Origin of the sequence: Isoptericola halotolerans (assembly GCF_013149785.1) — a bacterium.
Taxonomy (GTDB): Bacteria; Actinomycetota; Actinomycetes; order Actinomycetales; family Cellulomonadaceae; genus Isoptericola; species Isoptericola halotolerans.
Genome location: NZ_JABEZU010000002.1, coordinates 19,354 through 42,367 on the forward strand (window position 1 = coordinate 19,354; position 23,014 = coordinate 42,367).

Here is a 23,014-nt window from a genome sequence, read left to right on the forward strand (position 1 = left end):
CGTCCGGGGCCGGCCTCAGCGTGTGAACGCGTGCCGGGCGTGGTGCATGAGCAGCAGCAGCGGGTCGCGGCGCGCCACGAACTCGGTGTCGGGCACCAGGCCGAGGGCTCGACGCCGGTGCAGCATGGCGAGCTCCGTGGCCGCCTGCTGGTAGTCCGCCAGCGCCCGGGCCGGGCCACGTCCGCGGGTCGATCGGACGTGTGCCCGGGCCTGCTGGCGGCGGTGCAGGGACGACAGCATCCAGACGTCGGGCGGCGTCACCACGCCGGTCTCCTGGTACTGCGGCAGGTGGGTCCGGATGAGTCCGACGATCCGCTTCCGGTCGCGGTGCAGCACGATGCCCAGGGCGACGAGCACTCCGACGCCGACGAGGTACGCCACGCCCAGACCGAACAGCCCGAACGCCGACGACGCGTTCCACAGCGAGTGCAGCGCGATCGCGCCGAGGAGGCCGCCCAGGACCGGCGCGACCCGGCTCCGGCCGGCCGGGCGCAGGGCGGCCGCCGCGACCCCGATCCCGGTCAGGGCCGTGCACAGCGGGTGCAGGAGCGGCGAGGCGATGCCCCGCACCGTGAAGGTCAGTGCCAGCGTGCCCGGCGGGGCGAAGGTGTAGTAGCTGATGTTCTCCACGACGGCGAAGCCGAGGGCCACCATCGACCCGTAGATGATCCCGTCGGTGGGGCCGTTGAGCTCGTTGCGGCGGAACCACAGCAGGCCCACCAGCACGGCACCCTTGAGCACCTCCTCCACCACCGGTGCGGTGATCGCCGCGGTGGCGTACATGCCGAGCTCGGCGCCCAGCATCGGCCCCCACACCAGGTCCAGGCCCGCGGTGTTGAGCAGCATGGCGATCAGCACCGCGACGCCCGCTCCCCACCCGAACGCGGCGACGAGCGCGTCGGGTGGTTCCGGCTCCAGACGGTCCAGGGCCAGGATGCCGGCGAGCAGCAGGGGCAGCGGGGCGACCGCGAGGACGACGGCCGCGCCGACGCCCGTCGCGCCGTCGTGCAGCATGATCCTCAGCGCCACGACCAGGCACACCGAGGACACGGCGATCGTGATGATCGTGCCCACCGACGGGCGCGCTGTCGGGCGGCCGGCCAGGACCGCCCGCGGATCGAGTGGAGGCATGGGGCCGCGGGTCAGGACCGGTGCGACCGGTAGTACGCGATGAGCGCCCGGGTCGAGGAGTCCTGTGCGTCGAGGGTGGCGTCGTCGCCCGACACGGCCGGGGCGATCTCCAGGGCGAGCTTCTTGCCGAGCTCCACCCCCCACTGGTCGAACGAGTCGATGCCCCACACGACACCCTGGACGAACGTGATGTGCTCGTACAGGGCGATCAGCTGGCCCAGCACGGACGGGGTGAGGGCCGGGGCGATGACGGAGGTCGTCGGTCGGTTCCCGGAGAAGACGCGGGCGGGGACGATCGACTCGTCGGTGCCCTCGGCGCGGACCTCGTCGGCCGTCTTGCCGAACGCGAGCGCCTTGGTCTGGGCGAAGAAGTTCGCCAGGAACAGCTCGTGGACGTCGGCACCGGGCTGCACCGCCTTGCCATCACCATCGTGGTCGGTGAGCGGGTAGGCCGGCGTCGCGAAGGCGAGGAAGTCCGCCGGGATCGTCCGGGTGCCCTGGTGGATGAGCTGGTAGAACGCGTGCTGGCCGTTGGTGCCCGGCTCGCCCCAGAAGACCTCACCGGTCTGGGTGGTCACGTCCGAGCCGTCCCAGCGCACGGACTTGCCGTTCGACTCCATGGTGAGCTGCTGCAGGTAGGCCGGGAAGCGGTGCAGCTGCTGGGCGTAGGGCAGCACGGCGTGCGTGTGCGCGTCGTGGAAGTTGGTGTACCAGACGTTGAGCAGGCCCATCAGCACGGGCACGTTCTGCTCGAGCGGCGCGGTGCGGAAGTGCTCGTCCATCGTGCGGAACCCGGCGAGCAGCTCGCGGAACCGTTCGGGGCCGAACGCGATCGCCAGGGACAGGCCGATCGCGGAGTCCACCGAGTAGCGGCCGCCGACCCAGTCCCAGAACCCGAAGGCGTTGTCCGGGTCGATCCCGAACGCGGCGACCTTGTCGAGCGCGGTGGAGACCGCGACGAAGTGCTGCCCGACGGCGGCCTGCCGCGCGGAGTCGGTGTCCTCGATGGCCCCGGCGGCGACCAGGGCGTCCCAGAGCCAGGCGCGGGCGAGCCGGGCGTTGGTCAGGGTCTCGAGCGTGCCGAAGGTCTTGGAGGCGACGATGAACAGCGTCGTCTCCGGGTCCAGGCCGGCGGTGGTCTGCGCGACGTCCGTGGGGTCGATGTTGGAGACGAACCGGGCTTCCAGCCCGTCCCGGAGGTAGGGCGCGAGCGCCTCGTAGACCATCACCGGGCCGAGGTCGGAGCCTCCGATGCCGATGTTCACGATCGTGGTGACGGGCTTGCCGGTGACGCCGGTCCACTCGCCGGACCGCACCTTGTCCGCGAAGGCGCTGAGCCGGTCGAGCTCGCGGGCGACGTCGGCGTCGACGTCCTGGCCGTCGACGACGAGCGGCGGCTGCGTGCCGGGCGCGCGACGCAGCGCCGTGTGCAGGACGGCGCGGTCCTCGGTGACGTTGATGCGCTCGCCGGTGAACATGGCCTCCACACGCTCGGGCAGCCGCACCTCGCGGGCCAGGGAGACGAGGAGGTCGTAGGTCTCGTCGGTCGCGAGGTTCTTCGACAGGTCGACGAACAGGTCGCCGGCGGCGTGGCTGTGCCGCTCGGCGCGCCCCGGGTCGGCGGCGAACCAGCCCCGCAGGTCGGCCCGGAGCTCGTCGCGGTGCCGCTGGAGGCCGGCCCAGGCGGACGTGGTGGTGGCGTCGACAGGAGAGGTCGTCATGGACCCTACGGTAGTGACTGCACGGCTCCTGTGCGTAGCCGTCTCGGTCCTCCGGGGTCTCACGGCGTCGCCGATGCTCCGACCACCGAGAGCAGGCGCAGCTTCTCGGAGCTCTCGCTTCCCGGCTCGGCGGTGTAGACGAGCAGCGAGTGGGCCTGCTCGGGGTCCAGCATGACCTGGCAGCTCAGCTCGACGAGCCCGACGGTGGGGTGCAGATAGCGCTTGACGTCCCTGGGCCTGACCCCGATCTCGTGCGCCGCCCACAGGTCGCGGAACTCCTCGCTGCGGTCGGTGAGCAGCCGGGCGAGCTCCGCGGCCCGCGAACCGGGCCCGCGGAGGGTCAGCACGCGCCGCAGCCCCGAGGCGTACATCCGGGAGGTGAAGGCGTGGTCCTCGGGCGGGACGAGATCACGAGCGACCGGGTCGGTGAACCACCGGTACCCGATACTCCGCGACGGGCCGCTGTACCGGCCGTTGTCGCCGAGGAGCGCGACGCCGAGCGAGGTCTGGCGCAGCGTCTCGCCCAGCTCCGTGACGATCTCCGCCGGGGTGTCGGTGAGCCGGTCGAAGATCCGCAGCACGCCGGGACTGAGGTGATCACCGCCGGGACCCGTCGACGGCGGCTCGTGGCCGGCGAGCCGGAAGAGGTGGTCGCGCTCCTCGAGGGTCAGGTGGAGACCCTGGGCGATCGACGCGATCATCTGGGCCGACGGGTGCGGACCGCGCTGACGTTCGAGCCGGGCGTAGTAGTCGGTCGACATGTGGCACAGGACGGCGACCTCCTCGCGCCGGAGACCGCCGGTGCGTCGTCGTCGCCCGCGGGGGAGGCCGACGTCCTCCGGCTGCAGCGCCTCGCGCCGTCGTCGGAGGAACTCCGCCAGGCCCGTCCGGTCGATCATGCAGGCATCCTCTCGCGGAGGTGTCCGCTCAGCCACGGATCGTCAGGCCGTGGATGAGCAGCGTGGCTCGGGGGAGCCTGGTCCTGCCGTCGACCCGAGCAGAACGGAAGAGCCCATGCCACGCAGCACGCACGACCTGGCCGTCCCCGACCTCACCACCCGTCGCACGGTGGTGACGGGCGCCAGCGACGGTCTGGGGCTGCGCATCACGACCCGACTGGCTGCCGCCGGTGCCGAGGTGGTCATGCCGGTCCGCAACATGGACAAGGGGGACCGTGCGGCCGCGGCCGTCCGCGAGCAGCATCCGGGGGCCAGACTGGTCCTGGAAGAGCTCGACCTGTCCTCCTTGGCCTCGATCGAGGCGTTCGGCGACCGGCTGCGTGACGACGGCGCGCCGATCCATCTGCTCGTCAACAACGCCGGGGTGATGACACCCCCGGAGCGGCGGACCACCACCGACGGGTTCGAGCTGCAGCTCGGCACGAACCACCTCGGGCACTTCGCCCTCACCGGCCGCCTCCTGCCGCTGCTCCGCGCAGGGCGTGCGAGGGTGACCTCGCAGACCAGCATCGCCGCCCGCCGCGGCTCGATCGGCTGGGACGACCTCAACGCCGTGCAGGACTACGACGGCATGCGGTCCTACCGGCAGTCGAAGATCGCGTGCGGGCTGTTCGGCCTGGAGCTCGACCGCCGCAGCAGGGCCGCGGGATGGGGGATCACGAGCAACCTCGCCCATCCCGGGGTCGCGCCGACCAGTCTGCTCGCGGCGCGTCCCGAGGTGGGTCGCGCGGCGGACACCCGGGACGTGCGGATGATCCGGTGGCTCTCGGAGCGCGGGCTCGCCGTCGGGACCGTGGAGAGCGCCGCCCTGCCGGCGCTGATGGCCGCGACGTCCCCGACGGCGCAGGACGGCGAGCTCTACGGGCCGCAGTGGCCGGGGAACCTCGGCGGCCCCCCGGGGTCCCAGCGGCTGTGGGCTCCGCTGCGTCGGGCCGAGGACGCGTCGCGTCTGTGGGACGTCTCCCAGGAGCTGACCGGCGTCACGTTCGGGTAGGGCACGTCGTCCGCACACGACACCCGTCCTCGTCCTGTGGCGCACCGGTACCACCGGTGCCAGGATCGAAGCGGCCGGGGACGGACCCGGCCACCTCGGACGGAGAGAGGACCCGCTCATGGCCATGTTCACGGTCTGGAAGTTCGACGACCCCGAGGGTGCGGCCCGGGCTGCCGCGATCGTCAAGGACGCAGCCGCGGAGGGCCTGGTCACGCTGGTCGACCACGCCGTCGTCGAGTGGCCGGAGGGCGAGAAGCACCCCACCACGCACGGGGTCAACGACGACGCCGCGAAGTCCGGTGGTTGGGGCGCGCTGTGGGGGCTGCTCATCGGTGCCCTGTTCTTCATCCCCGTCGTGGGAGCGGTGGCCGGTGCGGCCATCGGCGGGCTGAGCCGGGTGCTGTCCGACGTCGGCATCAAGAAGGAGGACCTGGAGAAGATCAAGGCGGAGGTCGTGCCGGGGACGTCGGGGCTGTTCCTCATCACGGAGCAGGGCGACCCGGACCGGTTCCGGGAGCGTCTGCACGGCATCAAGGCCACCCTGGTCAGCAGCAACCTCTCCGACGTGGAGACCCGGGACCTCAAGGAGATGTTCGGAGGCTGAGCCGATGCTCCGCGACCTCGTCACGCTGTCGGGCCGATCTCGCGCGCCGAGGGCCGATCGTGGCGAGGATGGGGTGATGGGAACCAGCAACCTCGAGCTCCTCACCGGTGACGACGCGACCGAGCTGCTCGCCACGGCCGTCTCGACCGCCGGTGGGGAGCTCGTGGACTGGGCGGTACGCCAGGTCGACCATCGTCCGGGACGCTCCACCACCGTCGCCTACAAGGCCCGGGTGCGTTGGGCGGTCCAGGGGGCGGCCGGGACGCACGGCGCGGGGTCCCAGGTGCGCACGGAGACCCTCGGGGCGTCCCTGGGCCGGCCGGGAGACCAGCAGGTGCCCGGTGTGCTGACGCTGGACGACGGCGAGCACGAGGTCGCCGTGTGGCGGTTCCCGGGCGACCCGGGCCTGCCCGCGCTGGCCACCGCCTACGACGCGGACGCGGTGAGCACCCTGCTGGGGGACCTCGGTGTCCCGGAGGTGGCCCGGGGACCGGTGACCCTGCGGGTGCGCGCCTACCGTCCGACCCGGCGGGCCGTCATCGAGGCCAGCACGCCGGGCGCCCGGGTGTTCCTCAAGGTGGTCCGCCCGGAGAAGGGCGACGAGCTCTACACACGGCACGCGCTGCTCGCCGGCGCGGGCCTCCCGGTGCCGAAGCCGCTGGGTCGGAACGCGGACGGTCTGCTGGTCATCGCCCCGCTGACCGGCGAGTCGATGCGTCACGCGGTGCGCGACGACGGCCCTCTGCCGCCGCCCGGCGACGTCGTGGACCTCCTCGAGCGGCTGCCCGACGGCGTGATGCAGCTCCCGTACCGTGCGTCGTGGAGCGAGAACGCGGCCCACTACGCCTCGGTCATCGGCGCGGCCCTCCCGGCCGAGGCAGACCGCGCGGCGCAGCTCGCCGCCGTCGTCGCCGGGCGGATCGCCGGGCAGGGACCGGCGGAGCCGACGCACGGCGACCTGTACGAGTCGCAGGTCATGCTCGGTGACGACGGTCGGATCACGGGGCTCCTCGACGTGGACTCGGCAGGTCCGGGGCGCCGGGCGGACGACCTGGCGTGCCTGGTCGCGCACGTCGAGACGCTGTCCCTGCTGCGAGGCTGGGACACCGAGCGGCTGCACGACCTGGCGATGCGCTACGCGAACGGGTTCGCCGGGGTGGTCGACCCGGCCGAGCTCTTCACCCGGACAGCCGGGGTGCTGCTGTCCCTGGCCACCGGCCCGCACCGGGTCCAGGAGGCCGACTGGCCGGGGCAGACCTCGCGCCGCCTCGACACCGTGGAGAGCTGGCTCAGCGCGCGGCCCGCGTGACGCGGAGCGTCGCCGCACCGCCCTCGGGGCGGAAGCCGAGGGCGACGTTGATCGCGAGCATGTGGTCGTTCTCCTCGGCGTTCCAGGTGTGGACCCGGCGGGTCTGCGGGCGGGAACGGGCCAGGGCCTGGAGGTTGACGGCCTTGACGAGCAGGCCGAGGCGGTGGCCGCGGTGGTGCCGCAGCACGATCGTGTCCTCCTGGTCGGCGGACGGACCGGGGCCGGCACGGTGGGCGAGCATCGTCATGGCGACGAGCTCACCGGTGCCGACGTGCTCGGCGGCCGTGACGAGGATCTCCTGGCGGCCCTGGTGGAAGCGGGCGACGAGGTCGCCGACCCGGTCGGCGTCCCAGACCTCCTCGGCCCAGTCCATCTCACCGCTGGGTACGTCGGTGGACATGCGCGTCTCCAGGACCGCGAACCCCTCGGCCCACCGGTCGGGGATCTCGTCGTGCCAGGTGTGCAGCCGGTAGTCGCGGGAGCGGGCCCGGGCGGCGGTGACGTGGCCCTCCAGGACGACGGGGTCGAGGGGGACGGTGAGCACCGACCGTCGTTCGACCTGTTCCAGCCGGTAGCCCCGGCCCCGGGCGAAGGTGATCCCGGGGTGGTCCGCCGGTGCCCGTCCCGTCCCGGTGGGCGGCACCAGCGTGGCCTGGTGCGGTGCGGGCTCGGGGTACATGACCTCGGTGACCAGCACGGGTCGGCCGTCGGCGGCGGCCTCCGCCTCGATCCGGTCGGCGAGGGCGGTGCCGAGGCCCTGGCGTCGGTGGTCCGGGTGCACGACGACATCGAGGTCGGCCCAGTCGGGGTTGTCGCGCAGGTCCCCGCGGAGCGTCGCGGCGCCGATGACGTGGCGGCCGTCGTCGTCGGGGGACACGGCGACCAGGCGGACGGTGCGTTCGTGCTCCTGGTGGTGGAGGTCGGCGAGGACGGCGGCGGCGGTCGGTGCGGTGTCCGCGTCGCCGAGGTCGGCGCGCTGCGCCGCGGCCTCGAGCGCGGCGATGCCGTGGTGGGCCCAGGCCTCCGGCGCCTCGAGAGTGTCGGGGCAGGGGACGCCGAGGATGCGCCACGCCGTCGTGCCGGTGCTCATGAGCTCAGCGTGCGCCGTCTGCTCCGCGGTCGCGAACGTTCTTCTCCGAGGGAGCGGGCCCGGTGCTCCCTCGGACCACGAGGGACGTGGGCAGGCGCAGGTGCTGCTCGCGAGCCGATCCCTCCAGGAGGTCGAGCACCATCCGCAGCGCCTCGGCGCCCATCTCGTGCAGGGGCTGCGCCACGGTGGTCAGCGCGGGCGTGGTCGTCAGCGACTCGGGCACGTTGTCGAAGCCGACCACGGACAGGTCCTCGGGCACGCGCAGGCCGAGGTCCTGGGCGACCTCGACGACGTGGATGGCGGACTGGTCGTTCGCAGCGAAGACCGCCGTGGGCCGCTCTCCCCGGCTCGGCGCGAGCAGCTCACGGGCCGGGGTGTCGGCGGTGTTGGGCCGGTAGCCGCCGACCCGGATCAGGGATTGGTCGACCGTGATGCCGGCGGCCTCGAGGGCCTGGCGGTAGCCGAGCTCGCGCAGCCTGGCGGACTCGAGGTCGGGGCGTCCACCCAGGTGGGCGATGCGGCGGTGGCCGAGCCCGAGGAGGTGCTCGACCGCTTCACGGGACCCCGTGGTGTTGTCGGAGTCGACCGTGTGGGTGCCCTCGGGCCCGGTGTGCGGGTCGATGGCGACCACCGGGATGCCGTTCGCCTCCGACAGCACCATGGTCGGGGTGACGACGATCGCGGCGTCGATCAGGGTGCCGGCGAGCCGTGACAGGGAGCGACGCTCCCAGCCGGTGATGGCACCGCCGTCGGTGCCCCCGGAGTAGGCGAGGAGCTCGTAGCCGGTGCCGTCGACGGCCGACGAGATGCCCTTGAGCAGCTCGGTGGAGTAGGGCTCGAACTCGGCGACCAGGACGCCGACCACGTTGGTGGACTGCCGGCGCAGGCTCCGCGCGACCAGGGAGGACTCGTAGCCGAGATCCGCGACGACGCCGAGCACGCGCTCGGCGGTGGCGGGTGCGACGCCGTAGCGGTTGTTGACGACCTTGGAGACCGTGGCGACGGAGACGCCGGCGACGCGCGCGACGTCGGAGATCGTCACGCGGCCCACGATGGGTCCGACGGGGGTTCCAGCGCGAGGCTGTTCGGCGGCGGTGCTCACAGGACGACAGTATCCGGCAACACCGGATCGCGACGAACGGGGGCGGGATGTATCGAAACCGTTATCGAAAACGATTGACGGATCCCGCCGGCGGCTGCGAGGGTAGGTCTCGGACGGGCAGCGGAGCACCGCTCGGCCGCCCGGAGAGCACCACCGAAGTACCACTGTCGACGACGACCAAGGGGTTCCACGATGACGAGGAAGATGAGAGGCGCGAGCGCTGTCGCGCTCGGCGCGACCGTCGCCCTGCTGGCCGGTGCCTGCGCTGGGCAGGGCACGGCCGACCAGGACACCGACGACACCACCACCGAGGCCGCCGAGGGCGGGGACGTCACCATCGAGTGGTGGCACAACTCCGACACCGGTGAGGGCAAGGAGTACTACGACCAGGTCGCCGCCGACTTCGAGGCGGCGAACCCCGGGGTCACGATCAACGTCCAGGCGCAGGACCACGAGGACATGCTCACGCGCCTGCAGGCCGCGTTCCAGGCCGGCGACGGCATCCCGGACGTCTACATGAGCCGTGGCGGCGGCGAGCTCCTGCGTGAGGTCGAGGGTGGGTTGGTCCGTGACCTCACCGACGACGCCGCCGACACCATCGGGACGCTCGACGCCTTCGTGGGCCAGTACACCGTCGAGGACCGCGTCTACGCGCTGCCCTTCTCCATGGGTCTGGTCGGTTTCTGGTACAACACGGACCTCTTCGCCGAGGCCGGGATCGACGAGGTCTCGGAGAACCCGACCATCGAGGAGTTCAACGGCTACGTCGAGGCGCTGAAGGCTGCGGACATCGACCCCGTCTCCGTCGGTGCCGGCGACGGCTGGCCCGCTGCGCACTACTGGTACTACAACGTCGTGCGCGAGTGCCCCTTCGACACCGTCGAGGCCGCGGTCGAGACCGGTGACTACTCGGACGGCTGCTTCATCACGGCCGGGGAGAACCTCGAGGACCTTCTCGAGACCGAGCCGTTCAACCCGGGCTTCCTTGCCACGGGTGCGCAGGCCGGCCCGACGTCGGCCTCCGGCCTGCTCGCCACCGAGCGCGTCGGCATGGAGCTCGCCGGACACTGGGAGCCCGGTGTCGTGGGCGGGCTGCGCGAGGACGGCGAGGTGCCCGACTGGCTGGGCTGGTTCGCCTACCCGACGTTCCCCGGCCAGGCCGGTGACCCTGCCGACCAGATGGGTGGCGGGGACGCGTGGTCGGTGTCTGCCGATGCGCCCGACGCCTCGGTCGACTTCGCCGAGTACCTGCTGACCGAAGAGGTCCAGACCGGCTTCGCCGAGCTGGACATGGGTCTGCCCACCTACCCGGGCACCGGCGAGAACCTCTCCAACGAGGGCCTGCGCCAGCTGATCGAGGTCCGTGACGGTGGCGGCCAGGCTCAGCTGTACCTCGACACCCGTCTCGGCCAGTCCGTCGGCGGTGCGATGAACGACGCGATCGCCCTCATGTTCGCCGGCCAGGCGGGTCCGCAGGACATCGTCGACGCGATCGAGGACGCTGCGGCGCAGGAGCAGTGACCGAGATGGCAGACAACGTGACCGCCAGCGCGGACGCCTCGTCTGCCACCTCCTCCGGCCCGGCTGCCGGTGCGACCCGCCAGGGTCGCCCGGCAGCCGGGCAGTCGGCTGGGGGGCGGCGGGCGGCGCACTCAGATCTACGCAAGCGCCTGGAGATCGCGTTCTTCGTGGCGCCGGCCCTCGGGCTGTTCGTCCTCTTCGTGGTCTGGCCGGTCATCACGGCCGTCCAGATGTCGATGTTCCGGTGGAACGGCATCGGACCCCTGGAGAACTTCGTCGGGCTCGACAACTACGCGCGGGTCCTCAACAGCGACGTCTTCATCGGCTCGCTGGTCAACAACCTCATCATCGTGGCGTCCTCCATCGCCATCCAGCTGCCGCTGGGCCTCGCCATCGCCCTTCTGCTCAACCGCAGGATGTGGGGCCAAGGGCTGCTGCGGACCATCATCTTCATGCCGTACGTCCTCGCCGAGGTCGTGGCCGGTGTGATCTGGTTCCAGCTGCTGCAGCCGCAGTACGGCGTGATCGACACGCTCCTGGAGGCGATCGGCCTCACCCCGCCGCCCCAGGGCTGGCTCGGGGACATGGACCTGGCGCTGTGGACCATCATCGTCATCCTGACGTGGAAGTACATCGGCCTGGCGGTGATCCTCTTCCTCGCCGGCCTGCAGGGCGTGCCGGACGAGCTCTACGAGGCGGCCCAGCTCGACGGGGCCTCCTGGTGGCAGGTGCAGCGCAAGATCACGATCCCGCTGCTCGGCCCGACGATCCGGACCTGGGCGTTCCTGTCCATGATCGGGTCGCTCCAGCTGTTCGACATGGTCTGGATCATGACCCGCGGCGGCCCCGCCAACGCGACGAGCACGATGGCGATCTTCCTCGTCAACGAGGGCACCAACCGCGCCAACTTCGGCATCGCCGGCGCCGCCTCCGTGGTGCTGTTCTTCATCGCACTGGTCTTCGCGGTGCTCTACCAGCAACTCATCATGAAGCGTGACACCAAGGGAGGTGCGTGATGACCACGCAGACGCAGTCTCCCGAGACCGCGCCCCAGCAGACCGAGCGCCGTCGTCGAGGCAGCTCGGGCAAGTTCCAAGGCGGCAGCCCGGCGGTCTACGCCGCCGCCTTCGTCGTCGTCGTCGCGACGCTCGGGCCGGTCGTCTACGGCGCGCTCGGCGGGTTCCGGAGCAACTTCCAGCTCGCCGACTCCCCCGCCGGCCTGCCGAGCCCGTGGATCTTCGACAACTACATCGGGGTCCTGCAGAACCCCGACTTCTGGACCTTCAACCTCAACTCCATCGCGGTCGCCGTCATCACGACGGCCATCGTCGTGGTCTTCGGGGTGATGGCGGCCTACCCGCTGGCCCGGTACCAGTTCAAGGGTCGCGAGGCGCTGTTCATGGTGTTCGTGGCCGGGCTGCTGTTCCCCGCCACGGTGGCGGTGATCCCGCTGTTCATCCTCATCACCCAGAACCTGGGTCTGGGGAACACGTGGTGGGGCGTCGCCCTGCCGCAGGCCGCGTTCGCGCTGCCCATCACGGTGGTCATCCTGCGACCGTTCCTCATGGCGCTGCCCAAGGAGCTCGAGGAGGCGGCCCAGCTGGACGGCACCAGCCGGATCGGCTTCTTCTGGCGGATCCTGCTGCCCCTGTCCGGGCCCGGGATGGTCACGGTCGGCGTGCTCGCGTTCGTCGGCTCGTGGAACGCCTACCTCCTGCCGCTGCTGCTGCTGCGCGGCGACATGCGGACCCTGCCGCTCGGCGTCGCGGACTTCTCGACGGAGTACTCGGTCGACACCGCCGGCGTGTTCGCCTTCACCACGCTCGCCATGATCCCGGCGCTCGTGTTCTTCCTGGCCATGCAGAAGCGCATCGTCAACGGACTGCAGGGCGCGGTGAAGGGATGACCGCGCAGAGAGAGGACCGCATGTCGACCGAGGCTGCGCAGCAGACCCCGCCCGCCTGGCCCCAGGTCTCCGACCGGGTCGCCGCGCTCCACGCGGAGATGACGCTGGAGGAGAAGCTCGCCCAGATCGTGGGCTACTGGCTCGACCAGGGCGGCGAGGTCGTCGCCCCGATGCAGGGCGAGATGGCCGCCGGCCAGGCAGGGTCCGACCGGCTGGGCGAGGTCACGCGGCACGGGATCGGTCACTACACGCGTGTGTACGGCACACGTCCCGTCGACCCTGTCGAGCGGGCCCGCTGGCTGTGGGAGGAGCAACGCCGCCTCAAGGCGTCGACCCGGCTCGGCATCCCGGCGCTCGTCCACGAGGAGTGCCTCACCGGGCTCGCCGCCTGGAAGGCCGCGACGTTCCCGACGCCGCTGGCCTGGGGCGCCTCGTTCGACCCGGCGCTCGTCGAGGAGATGGGTGCCGCGATCGGCGAGTCGATGCGCACCCTCGGCATCCACCAGGGCCTCGCGCCGGTGCTCGACGTCGTGCAGGACCCCCGGTGGGGCCGCGTCGACGAGTGCATCGCGGAGGACCCCTACGTGGTGGGCACCGTGGGGACGGCGTACGTGAAGGGGCTGCAGGCGGCCGGGGTGCACGCCACCCTCAAGCACTTCGTCGGCTACTCCGGCTCGCAGGCCGGGCGCAACCACGCCCCGGTCTCCGCCGGTCCGCGCGAGGTCGCCGACACGTACCTGCCGCCCTTCGAGATGGCGGTCCGGGACGGTGGTGCGCGGTCCGTCATGGCCTCCTACAACGACCTCGACGGGGTGCCGAACCACGCGGCCCAGGCGTACCTCACCGATGTCCTGCGTGACCGGTGGGGGTTCGACGGCGTGGTGGTCGCCGACTACTTCGGCGTCGCGTTCCTGCAGGTCATGCACGCGGTCGCCGCCGATCGCGGTGACGCGGCCGGGCAGGCGCTCGAGGCCGGTCTCGACATCGAGCTGCCCACGGGTGACGCCTTCCTCGCCCCGCTCGCCGCAGCGGTCCGCGACGGTCGGGTCGACGAGTCGCTCGTCGACCGGGCGGTGCTGCGCGCGCTCGTGCAGAAGGAAGACCTCGGGCTGCTCGACCTCGACGTCTTCTCCGACGAGCCGCCCACCGTCGTGGACCTCGACTCGCCACGGCACCGGGCGATCGCCCGGCGGCTGGCGGAGGAGTCCGTGGTGCTGCTGTCCAACGACGGGGTGCTCCCGCTGCGCGGGTGGCCCACGGCGCCCGGTCGGGTCGCCGTCGTCGGGCCCAACGCCCACCGCGCCGACGCGCTCATGGGCTGCTACTCGTTCGCCAACCACGTGCTCGCCCACCATCCCGAGCACCCGCTCGGCTTCGAGATCCCCACGGTCTTCGAGGCGTTGGGCGGAGCGTTCGCCGACGCGGGCGTCCGCCAGCCCACGCTGGTGCACGCCCGGGGCTGCGCGGTGGACGGCGACGACACCTCCGGCTTCGGCGAGGCGGTCGCGGCGGCACGTTCCGCGGACGTCGCCGTCGTCGTCGTCGGCGACCAGGCCGGCCTCTTCGGGCGCGGGACCGTCGGCGAGGGGAACGACGTCGAGTCGCTCGACCTGCCGGGCGTGCAGCGTCATCTCGTCGAGGCGCTCGTGGACACCGGCACCCCCGTAGTGATGGCGGTCGTCTCGGGACGCCCGTACGCGATCGACTGGGCGCTCGACGGCGACCGCCGTCCCGCCGCGGTGCTGCAGGCGTTCTTCCCCGGCGAGGAGGGTGGCACCGCGATCGGTGGGGTGCTCACCGGCTCGGTCAACCCCTCCGGCCGCCTGCCCGTCTCGTTGCCGCGGTCCGCCGGCGCCCAGCCGTACACCTACCTGCACCCGGTCCTCGGCGGCCCGAGCGACGTCACCTCGACCGACTCGACGCCGACGCGGCCCTTCGGTTTCGGGCTGTCGTACACGCGGTTCGAGCACGGAGAGCTGGACGTCGACGCCACGGCGCCGACCGACGGGTCGATCACCGCGTCCGTCCGCGTGACCAACACCGGCGACACGGAGGGTGCCGAGGTCGTGCAGCTCTACGGGCGCGACGTCGTCGGCTCGCTGCCGCGCCCCGTGGTGCAGCTGCTGGCCTACGAGCGGGTCGTGCTGGCACCGGGGGAGTCGGCGGTCGTCGCCTTCTCCGTGCCGACCGCGCGGTTCGCCTTCACCGACCGTCTGCTCGAGAAGGTCGTCGAGCCGGGCGAGGTCGAGGTGTGGGTCGGCGCGCACGCCGCCGCGACCGACGGCGACGGGTCGCAGGGCGTCGAGGACTCGACCGGCGGGGCCATCTCGAACGAGAAGGCGGCAGCCCGGCGAGACCTGCCCGGGACGGCGACCCCGCGTGCGACGGTCGTGCTGACCGGGGAGCGGCACGTGGTCACCGCGGACGACCCCCGCCTGGCCACGGCAGCCGTCGCGAGGTAGGGGCCGACGGCGGCCCGTGGCAGAGTGGTCGGATGCGGGTCGACATCTGGTTGTGGGCGGTGCGGCTCTTCAAGAGCCGCTCCGTCGCCGCCTCCACGCTGCGTGCGGGCCGGGTCCGGGTCAACGGCAAGGTCGCCAAGCCGGCGACCACGGTCGCGGTCGGCGACCGCATCACGTGGCGGGACCTGCTGCGCGAGCGCGTCGTCGTCGTGCGTGAGCTGCTCCCCAAGCGGGTCGGTGCGCCGATCGCCGTCAAGGCCTACCTCGACCAGAGCCCACCCGTGCCGACGCGGGAGGAGCGTGCCGCCGTCGGGCTGCGGGAGCGCGGTGCGGGGCGGCCCACCAAGCGGGAGCGCCGCGAGATCGACAAGCTCCGCGGGCGGCGCTCCTAGCGTCCCGGCGCCGGCACCGCGGCTGCGGCGGCCGGGACGAGCACTCTACCCGTCCGGTGCGGGACTTTGACGGGGGCTACTGTCGCCTCATGGTGAGCGAAAGAGTCCGGGACCTCCTGGCCGACCAACCGGTGTGGGACGGGCACAACGACCTCGCGTGGGAGGCTCGTGAGCAGGTCGGGTACGACTGGGACCGGCTCGACATCTCCGGCTCCACCAAGGGCCGCACGCACACCGACATCCCGCGGCTGCGCGCCGGGGGAGTCGGCGCGCAGTTCTGGTCGGTCTACGTGCCGACCACCCTGCCCGGTGCGGAGGCGGTGGTCGCGACGATGGAGCAGATCGACGCCGTCCACCGCATGGTGGCGCGCAACACCGACCAGCTCCAGCTCGCGGTGAGCGCCGACGACGTCGAGGAGGCCTGGGCGCACGGCCGGATCGCGAGCCTGCTCGGCGCCGAGGGCGGGCACTCCATCGACGGCTCGCTCGGGGTGCTGCGCATGTTCTGCTCCCTGGGCGTGTCCTACATGACCCTCACGCACAACGACAGCACCGCCTGGGCGGACTCCGCCACCGACGTGCCGAGCGACCACGGCGGGCTCAGCGGTTTCGGCCGCGAGGTCGTGCGCGAGATGAACAAGCTGGGGATGCTCGTCGACCTCTCCCACGTCGCCGTCGGCACCATGCACGCCGCGCTCGACGTCAGCGAGGCGCCCGTGATCTTCTCGCACTCCAGCGCACGCGCCGTCTGCGACGTGTCCCGCAACGTGCCCGACGACGTCCTGTCACGCCTCGCGGACAACGGGGGTGTCTGCATGGTCACCTTCGTGCCGCACTTCGTCACGCCCGAGGTCGCACGGTGGAAGGCCGCAGCCGACGAAGCGGCGACGGCGGAGGGGATCCGCGGTGGCGACTACCCGCGGTTCAGCGCCTTCCTCTCCCGGTGGCGCGAGCGCTACCCGGCCCCGCCCACCCGGCTCGACGACGTCGTCGCCCACGTGGAGCACGTGCGGGAGGTCGCCGGTATCGAGCACGTCGGCCTCGGCGGCGACTACGACGGCGCGGACGGGTTCGCGCCCGAGCTGGCGGACGTCTCCGGGTACCCCGCCCTGCTGGAGGCGCTCGCGGACCGTGGCTGGTCCGACGAGGACCTCGGTCAGCTCACCAGCCGCAACATGCTGCGGGTCATGCGCAACGCCGAGGCGGTGGCGACCCGGCTGCACTGACGATGCCGGCCGTCGGACCGTCGTGAGCGCGGCCGGGCGGCGGCGCCGTCAGACGCCCAGCGTGCGGGCGGACCAGGACAGGCCGAGCGCCTGCAGCACCTCGGCGGGGTCCCGCTCGGCCGCGTCGGAGTAGGCGCGCAGCGACATCACGGACGCCGTGAGCATGGTCGTCATGACCTGACGGGCGAGCTGCGGGTCCTGCCCGGCCTCGTCGAGAAGCTCCTGGACGATCCGTGAGCGGATGCCCAGGTCCGGGTCGGTGCACGCCGTCAAGAGTGCGATGGTGGTCGCCCCAGCCTCGTTCTGCATGCCATCCCCCGATGTCAAGACCCGATGTCTCCGGTCTACCGCACCGGCGAGGGCCGCGCGACCCGAGGAGACGGTTCAGATACCGATCGGTCAATGCGGTCCCGCTACCATCACTCGCGGTGGCCACCGGGTCGCCGCAGGATCAACACGACGGAGCAGACGTGGCGCGCGCGGACCGGACGAGACGATCGGGGCGCCTGCTCCACCGCACGACGATCGGTGTGCTCACGCTCGCCCTGGCGATCTGCGGGCTGGTCGTCGCCCCCGGCGCCGTGGCGCCGGCGTCGGCCGTGGACGGCCTCACCGAGGAGTCCCGCGCCCGGTACGTCGTCACGGCGAAGGGCGGGGTGAGCGCAGAGGTCACCACCACCATCACCAACGTCACCCCGAACCGCGGCGGGTACACGTACTACTTCGAGGGCTATGCCGTCGCGGTGCCCGCCAGCGCGGAGAACGTGCGGGCCACCAGCGGCGGCACCGCGCTGACCGTCCGGCTCGAGGACGTCCCCGAGGACCCCGACACCCGGCGGGCCACCGCGAGGTTCCCCGCACTGAACTACGGCCGGACGCGCACGATCGAGTGGACCTACGAGATCGGCGGGTCGCCGATCCGCTCCGAGCGGTGGACGCGCGTCGGACCCGGCTATGCCACCTTCGCCGCCCAGGCGGCCGGAGACCCGGGCAGGACCAGCGTCGAGGTGGTGGTGCCGAGATCGATGACGTTCGACGCCACCACCGACTTCACCACCGAGCGGCGGGGCAAGCGGAGCGTCTACTCCCTCGACCGGCACACCGACGAGTGGGGCATCTGGGCCGCGGTGTCGGTGCGTGACCCGGGGCAGGCCGACGAGGAGGAGGTCGCCGTGGGGGACGCCACCCTGACGCTGCAGAGCTTCCCCGGCGACGACGCCTGGCGGGAGTTCGCCGCCGACCGCATCACGGTGGGCCTGCCGGTGCTGGAGGGCTACCTCGGTGCACCGTGGCCCGGACGCATCGACGTCGTCCGCGAGGACGTCTCCCCGATGGTCCTCGGCTACGCCTGGTTCGACGACGCCGGCAACGAGATCGTGCTGGGCGAGGAGCTCGACGAGGCCACGCTCTTCCACGAGCTCGGTCACGCCTGGATCGACGACACCCGGTTCGAGGGACGCTGGCTCTACGAGGGGCTGACCGAGACGACCGCGCACCGGGTGATCGACGCCGTCGGCGGCGAGGGCGAACCGCGCAAGGCCCCCAAGCGCGGGTCCAAGGCTGCCCTGCCGCTGCTGGAGTGGACCGAGTCGGAGCGCGAGCCGGACACCGAGACGTACGCCTACGCGGCCTCGTACGTCGCGGTGCACACCATGCTCGGAGACCTCGACGACGACGTGTTCACCGAGGTCCTGTCCGCCGCCTACGCGGGCGAGGGCGCCTACGAGCTGCCCGCTTCGCGGGAGAACCGTGGTCGGGTGGACTGGCAGCGGTTCCTCGACCTCGTCGCCGAGCGCGGCGGGGTGGACGGCACGGAGGTCTACGAGAAGTGGGTCGTCGACGGTCGCGAGAAGGACGTGCTCGCCGAGCGCACCGACGCCCGCGCGGCCTACGCCGACCTCGACGAGGCCGACGGCGCGTGGCAGCCGCCGCGCGGGCTGCGGCGCGCCATGACCGACTGGGACTTCGCCGAGGCGGCCACCGCCGTCGAGACGCTGGAACCGGTCGCGGCGGCCGCCGTCGAGGTGCAGGACGCCGCAGAGACCACCGGGCTCGACGTGCCGCAGACCGTCCGCGCCGCCTATGAGGACGCCACCGACTACCGAGCTCTCGCGACCCTGCTGCCGCAGGCCGCCGCCACGATCGAGCAGGTCAGCGACGTCTCCGACGCGGTCGCCGCCCAGGGCGACCCCGTCACCGAGCTCGGCGAGACGCTGCTCGACGTCGAGGAGCTGGCGGCCGAGTCGCGTGCCGCCCTCGACGCCGGAGAGCTCGACCGGGCGTCGGCTCTCGCGGACGAGGCCACCACGCAGGCGGACCGGGCGCTGTGGGTCGGGCTCGGCGTCGTCGTCGGCGGGCTGCTCCTGCTCGCCCTGCTGGTGCTCGTGCCGGTGCTGCTGGTGCGGCGGCGCCGTCGCCGGCCGGTGGTCCTCACCGCACCGCAGGTGGTGGCCGTGATCCCCGCACCGTCCGCCCGGGGGTAGGGAGGGCGGTGCCCGGATCGGGACCTTGGTCCCTGCTCCGTGGGCCGACGTACCCCCAGGTCAGGGCCGTTCCACCCTGCCGCCACCCGGTGCCCGACGGCGACGCTGGTCTCGTCGCACGGGATCGACCCGCGTGACGGGAGCCGGGTCGTCCGGCCAGAGGAGGACATCATGACCACCGCCGTCCGGGGTCCGCAGTCGATCCCCACCACGCCGGAGCACACCGGGCTCTCGCCCGCCGCCGCGTACACCTTCGCGGTGCTCCGCCTGCTCATCGCCTTCCAGTTCCTGTGGGCCTTCGCGGACAAGACGTTCGGTCTGGGGCTGGCGACGCCGGCCGAGAACGCCTGGGTCGCCGGCGGCTCGCCGACGATGGGGTTCCTCAGCAACGTCGAGGGCCCGTTCGCCGGGTTCTTCGGGGCGCTCGCCGGCGTCGCCGTCGTCGACTGGCTGTTCATGCTCGGCCTGCTCGGCATCGGCCTGGCCTTCGCGCTGGGGATCGGGATGCGCGTCGCCGCCGTCTCGGGTGCCGTCATGCTGGTCATGATGTGGATGGCCGCGCTGCCCATCGAGGTCAACCCGTTCCTGGACGACCACCTCATCGAGGCCGTCCTCCTGATCGGCCTGGCCGCCGTCGCCGCGGGCGACACGCTCGGCCTGGGGCGTCGCTGGGCCGCGACGGACCTGGTCCAGCGCTACCCGATCCTGCGCTGAGTGCGTAGCGTGGTCGCCATGAGCGAGCAGCCCGTGCGGGTCTTCCTCGTGGACGACCACGAGATCGTCCGCCGTGGTGTCGCCGACCTCCTCGAGGCCGAACCCGACCTCGAGGTCGTCGGCGAGGCAGGGTCCGCCTCCGCAGCGCTGGCCCGCATCCCGGCGCTGCGGCCGGACGTCGCCGTGCTGGACGTCCGGCTCCCCGACGGCGACGGCGTCAGCGTGTGCCGCGAGCTGCGGTCCACCACCGACGTCGCCTGCCTCATGCTCACGTCGTTCGACGACGACGAGGCGCTGTTCGACGCGATCCTCGCCGGCGCGGCGGGGTACGTCCTCAAGCAGGTGCGCGGCAACGACCTGCTGTCGGCGATCCGCACGGTCGCGGCCGGCGGGTCCACCCTGGACCCGCGGGCGGCCCGGTTGGTGATGGAGCGCATGCGCGCCCAGGACCAGCCGGACGCCGACCCGCTGGCGGACCTGACGGACCAGGAGCGCCGGGTGCTGGCGCTCATCGGGCAGGGCCTCACCAACCGCCAGATCGGTGCCGAGCTGTACCTGGCGGAGAAGACCGTCAAGAACTACGTGTCCAGCGTCCTGGCGAAGCTGGGCCTGGAGCGGCGGGTGCAGGCGGCCGTGCTCGCCACCCGCCTCGAACGGCCCTGAGCCGGCGCCGCCGAGCAGGCAGCCCTCGGCCCCCGCCGCTGCTACGAGCGCAGCGGGACGCTCCAGCGCAGCAGCGTCCCGGGTCCGGCGGCCTCGACGCCGAAGGACCCTTCCAGCTCCTGCGCGCGACGCTCGAGGTTCGCCAGTCCGCTGCGCTGCGCCCCGTCCGGCAGGCCGCGCCCGTCGTCGCGCACCGTGAGGGTGACGTCGTCCCCGGCCAGAAGGTCCACGCTCACGCGACGAGCCCCGGCGTGGCGGGCGACGTTCGACAGCGCCTCGCGCAGCACCGCCACCAGGTGGTCCGCCACGTCCGCGGGCACGAGGGTGTCCACGGGGCCGGCCATGTGCAGCGCCGGCGTGAAGCCGAGGGTGCGGGAGGCGGCGTCCGTCTCGGCGACGAGCCGGGCCCGGACCCCGACGCGACGCCCGCTGCCGGTGGAAGGTCGCAGCCCGCGGATGGTGGTGCGGATGAGGCTGATCGTCTCGTCCAGGTCGTCGACCGCCCGGTCGACCCGTTCGGCGTCGGCGGGAGCGTCGTCCTGCAGCCGTCGGCCGACGCCCTCCAACGACAGCCCCGTGGCGTACAGGCGTTGGATCGCCAGGTCGTGCAGGTCGCGGGCGATCCGGTCCCGGTCGCGCACGACCGCGAGCCGTTCGGCGTCGCGCCGACGTTCGGCGAGCTCGAGCGCGACCGCCGCCTGGGCGGCGAACGCCGCCAGCGCGTCGACGACCACCCGCGGGAACGGCGGGGTGCCGAGCCGACGCCCGACCGTGAGGACGCCGATCGTCCGGCCCGGGCCCCCGAGCGGGAGCGCGGCGAGCGGCCCGACGACGCTGGGCGGGTTGAACGAGATCATCTGACGCTGGTCCGAGGCGGCGTCGTGCGTGACGACCGGCCGCCCGGAGGTGTAGGCCTCCGCGGCGAAGGTGCCCTCCAGGGTGACCTCGGTGCCGACGAGCCCGCCGGTGCCCGGCCCGAGCGCGGAGCGGACACCCAAGCGGTCGGGTGCCTCGTCGTCGATGGTGGCGAGCACGGCGACGTCCGCGGCGGCGACCTGCAGCGCCTCGCGAGCGACGGCGTCGAGCACCTCCCGGGGTGCGTCGCCCTCCAGGACCCGGCGCGAGATCTCGTCGTTGCCGTGCGCCCACCGTTCGCGCAGGCGGGCCTCGTCGTAGAGGCGGGCGTTCTCGACGGCGACGCTGGCCGCCGAGGCCAGGGCCTCCACGAGCCGTTGGTCCTCGGCGGTGAACTCGTGCCCGCCGCGCTTGTCGGTGAGGTAGAGGTTGCCGAACGCACTGTCTCGGACCTGCAGCGGCACGCCCAGGAAGGTGCGCATCGGCGGGTGGTGGTCGGGGAACCCGACCGAGCGGTGGTCCGCGGCCATGTCGGGCAGGCGCAGCGGGACGGGGTGCCGGATCAGCTCGCCGAGCAGCCCGCGCCCCCGCGGGTACGGGCCGATGGCGCGGATCTCGTCCTCGGTGAGGCCGACGGTGAGGAACTGCGCGATCTGCCCGTCCTCGCCGAGGATCCCGAGGGCGGCGTAGCGCGCGTCCGCGACGTCGGCCGCCGCCTGGACGACCCGGTGCAGGGTGGTCTCCAGGTCGAGACCACGCCCGACCGACAGCACCGCTCCCAGCAGGAGGTCCGCGTCGTCGGTCATGCCCTCACGCTAGCGGTGCCTCGGCTGTCCGGCCCGGGACCTTGGTCCCGCACGTCCGGGCCGAGGGCCCCTTCTGCCGGTGCCCGCCCACGTGGCGTACTGGAGTCCTCAGAGAGGGAGGACGCCATGAACACGCAGAGGTACGGAGTGGTGGTCGGGGTCGACGGTTCGTCGGCCGGGGTCCAGGCGCTCGAGTGGGCCGCCGCGGAGGCGGTCCGTCGCCGGGCACGGCTGACGGTGCTGACCGCCTACGAGGTGACCACGACGCCTCTGGTGGACGGCTACGGCTTCGGGCCCGAGGCGCTGCGGGCCGGCGCCGACGAGGTCCTCGACCACGCGAGGCAACACCTGGCCGACCTGCGGCGCCAACGGCCGGGCGCGGTGCCGGAGGCGGACGACGTCGACGGCGAGATCGTCGAGGGCGCTGCCGCCGGTGTGCTGGTCGAACGGTCTGCTGCCAGCGACCTGGTCGTCGTCGGGCGGCGCGGTCTGAACGCGCTGGACCGTATCGTGCTCGGCTCGGTGTCCGCGGCGGTGCTCGCGATGTCTCGCGGTGCTGTCGCCGTCGTGCCGAACGACCCCGTCGCGCTGCAGTCGTCGTCCGCGGCCGACGTCGTGGGACCGGTGTGGCGGGTGGTCGCCGCGGTGGAGTTCGACGACCACCTGGGTCGCGTGCTCGACCGTGCCTTCGACGAGGCGCGCAGCGCGGGAGCGCCCCTGGTCGCCGTCCACGCGCTCACCGAGGAGTTCCTCGCCGGTCCGTACGCGATGGCCGGCGGGTGGGTGCACGAGTACCGCGACGAGGCGTTCGCCAGCCTGCACGACGAGATGAGGCGCTGGGAGGAGAAGTACCCGACGGTGCAGTGGACCGTCGAGGTCGAGCACGGCTCCAGCGGCGACGTCGTGGCCTCGCGGCTCGGCCGGCACGACCTGGTCGTGGTCGGCGGCCGTCGGCACTCCGCCGTGATGGGTCGCGTCCTGCGGTCCGTCGCCGACAAGCTCGGGCGAGAAGCACCCTGCCCGGTGATCGTGGCGCACGCCCAGTCGTGATGTCCACGGGTCCCGCCTGACCACTT

The 23,014-nt window shown here is 72.7% G+C and carries 20 protein-coding genes; 13 read left to right on the plus strand and 7 right to left on the minus strand.

Annotated features, from left to right (window positions below):
• Window positions 1–15: 15 nt before the first annotated feature.
• Genes HDG69_RS07835 through HDG69_RS07845 form a run of 3 tightly spaced genes read right to left on the minus strand, consistent with a single transcriptional unit; the run spans window position 16 to window position 3,751 of the window.
• Complete coding sequence (locus tag HDG69_RS07835) at window positions 16–1,131, minus strand: PrsW family intramembrane metalloprotease (protein ID WP_171783255.1); 1,116 nt, start codon at window positions 1,129–1,131, stop codon at window positions 16–18.
• Window positions 1,132–1,142: 11 nt separating this feature from the next.
• Window positions 1,143–2,852: a glucose-6-phosphate isomerase gene (gene pgi, locus HDG69_RS07840; RefSeq protein WP_171783256.1), complete on the minus strand. Its 1,710-nt coding sequence runs from the start codon at window positions 2,850–2,852 to the stop codon at window positions 1,143–1,145.
• Window positions 2,853–2,911: 59 nt separating this feature from the next.
• Entirely contained in the window at window positions 2,912–3,751 is an 840-nt protein-coding gene (locus HDG69_RS07845) for a helix-turn-helix transcriptional regulator (protein WP_171783257.1), read from the minus strand.
• Between the two features lie 115 nt (window positions 3,752–3,866).
• Here HDG69_RS07845 and HDG69_RS07850 point away from each other — a divergent pair, with 115 nt between their 5' ends.
• From HDG69_RS07850 to HDG69_RS07860, 3 genes are all read left to right on the plus strand, one after another.
• Window positions 3,867–4,805: an SDR family oxidoreductase gene (locus tag HDG69_RS07850; protein WP_171783258.1), complete on the plus strand. Its 939-nt coding sequence runs from the start codon at window positions 3,867–3,869 to the stop codon at window positions 4,803–4,805.
• A 118-nt stretch (window positions 4,806–4,923) separates the two neighbouring features.
• Entirely contained in the window at window positions 4,924–5,409 is a 486-nt protein-coding gene (locus HDG69_RS07855; protein ID WP_171783259.1) for a DUF1269 domain-containing protein, read from the plus strand.
• A 76-nt stretch (window positions 5,410–5,485) separates the two neighbouring features.
• Window positions 5,486–6,718: a phosphotransferase gene (locus HDG69_RS07860; protein ID WP_246256395.1), complete on the plus strand. Its 1,233-nt coding sequence runs from the start codon at window positions 5,486–5,488 to the stop codon at window positions 6,716–6,718.
• Here HDG69_RS07860 and HDG69_RS07865 read toward each other — a convergent pair.
• On the minus strand, window positions 6,699–7,808 hold the full coding sequence (locus HDG69_RS07865) for a GNAT family N-acetyltransferase (protein ID WP_171783261.1): 1,110 nt from the start codon (window positions 7,806–7,808) through the stop codon (window positions 6,699–6,701). The genes HDG69_RS07860 and HDG69_RS07865 overlap by 20 nt on opposite strands.
• Window positions 7,809–7,812: 4 nt before the next feature.
• Entirely contained in the window at window positions 7,813–8,850 is a 1,038-nt protein-coding gene (locus HDG69_RS07870; protein WP_171783262.1) for a substrate-binding domain-containing protein, read from the minus strand.
• A 252-nt stretch (window positions 8,851–9,102) separates the two neighbouring features.
• On the opposite strand from HDG69_RS07870, the gene HDG69_RS07875 reads away from it, so the two are divergent.
• From HDG69_RS07875 to HDG69_RS07900, 6 genes are all read left to right on the plus strand, one after another.
• Window positions 9,103–10,431 (plus strand): ABC transporter substrate-binding protein, encoded by a 1,329-nt coding sequence (locus HDG69_RS07875; protein WP_171783263.1) that lies wholly within the window; start codon window positions 9,103–9,105, stop codon window positions 10,429–10,431.
• Window positions 10,432–10,436: 5 nt separating this feature from the next.
• Window positions 10,437–11,447, plus strand: a complete 1,011-nt coding sequence (locus tag HDG69_RS07880; protein ID WP_171783264.1) for a carbohydrate ABC transporter permease — start codon at window positions 10,437–10,439, stop codon at window positions 11,445–11,447.
• Window positions 11,447–12,337, plus strand: coding sequence for a carbohydrate ABC transporter permease (locus HDG69_RS07885; protein WP_171783265.1), 891 nt, complete (start codon window positions 11,447–11,449; stop codon window positions 12,335–12,337). Before HDG69_RS07880 ends, HDG69_RS07885 begins: the two co-directional genes overlap by 1 nt.
• Before the next feature lie 20 nt (window positions 12,338–12,357).
• Window positions 12,358–14,799 carry a beta-xylosidase/alpha-l-arabinosidase gene (locus tag HDG69_RS07890; RefSeq protein WP_171783978.1) on the plus strand — a complete coding sequence of 814 codons (2,442 nt, stop codon included), beginning with the start codon at window positions 12,358–12,360 and terminating at the stop codon, window positions 14,797–14,799.
• A gap of 32 nt (window positions 14,800–14,831) precedes the next feature.
• Window positions 14,832–15,191, plus strand: a complete 360-nt coding sequence (locus tag HDG69_RS07895; protein WP_171783266.1) for an RNA-binding S4 domain-containing protein — start codon at window positions 14,832–14,834, stop codon at window positions 15,189–15,191.
• An 89-nt stretch (window positions 15,192–15,280) separates the two neighbouring features.
• Window positions 15,281–16,417 carry a dipeptidase gene (locus HDG69_RS07900; RefSeq protein WP_171783267.1) on the plus strand — a complete coding sequence of 379 codons (1,137 nt, stop codon included), beginning with the start codon at window positions 15,281–15,283 and terminating at the stop codon, window positions 16,415–16,417.
• Between the two features lie 48 nt (window positions 16,418–16,465).
• Here HDG69_RS07900 and HDG69_RS07905 read toward each other — a convergent pair whose 3' ends face one another.
• Window positions 16,466–16,726 carry a hypothetical protein gene (locus HDG69_RS07905; RefSeq protein WP_171783268.1) on the minus strand — a complete coding sequence of 87 codons (261 nt, stop codon included), beginning with the start codon at window positions 16,724–16,726 and terminating at the stop codon, window positions 16,466–16,468.
• A 161-nt stretch (window positions 16,727–16,887) separates the two neighbouring features.
• Between HDG69_RS07905 and HDG69_RS07910 the strand changes: the two genes are divergently transcribed.
• The 3 genes from HDG69_RS07910 to HDG69_RS07920 all read left to right on the plus strand — a co-directional run bounded on the left by HDG69_RS07910 (window position 16,888) and on the right by HDG69_RS07920 (window position 20,277).
• Window positions 16,888–18,900 (plus strand): hypothetical protein, encoded by a 2,013-nt coding sequence (locus HDG69_RS07910; protein ID WP_171783269.1) that lies wholly within the window; start codon window positions 16,888–16,890, stop codon window positions 18,898–18,900.
• Window positions 18,901–19,071: 171 nt separating this feature from the next.
• Window positions 19,072–19,614 carry a hypothetical protein gene (locus HDG69_RS07915; protein ID WP_171783270.1) on the plus strand — a complete coding sequence of 181 codons (543 nt, stop codon included), beginning with the start codon at window positions 19,072–19,074 and terminating at the stop codon, window positions 19,612–19,614.
• An 18-nt stretch (window positions 19,615–19,632) separates the two neighbouring features.
• The gene (locus HDG69_RS07920) at window positions 19,633–20,277 is read left to right on the plus strand and encodes a response regulator (RefSeq protein WP_171783271.1); all 645 of its coding nucleotides are present in this window, start codon (window positions 19,633–19,635) and stop codon (window positions 20,275–20,277) included.
• 41 nt (window positions 20,278–20,318) lie between these two features.
• Here HDG69_RS07920 and HDG69_RS07925 read toward each other — a convergent pair whose 3' ends face one another.
• Complete coding sequence (locus tag HDG69_RS07925; protein WP_171783272.1) at window positions 20,319–21,938, minus strand: GAF domain-containing sensor histidine kinase; 1,620 nt, start codon at window positions 21,936–21,938, stop codon at window positions 20,319–20,321.
• A 126-nt stretch (window positions 21,939–22,064) separates the two neighbouring features.
• Here HDG69_RS07925 and HDG69_RS07930 point away from each other — a divergent pair, with 126 nt between their 5' ends.
• Window positions 22,065–22,988: a universal stress protein gene (locus HDG69_RS07930; RefSeq protein ID WP_171783273.1), complete on the plus strand. Its 924-nt coding sequence runs from the start codon at window positions 22,065–22,067 to the stop codon at window positions 22,986–22,988.
• The last annotated feature ends 26 nt before the right edge of the window (window positions 22,989–23,014 follow it).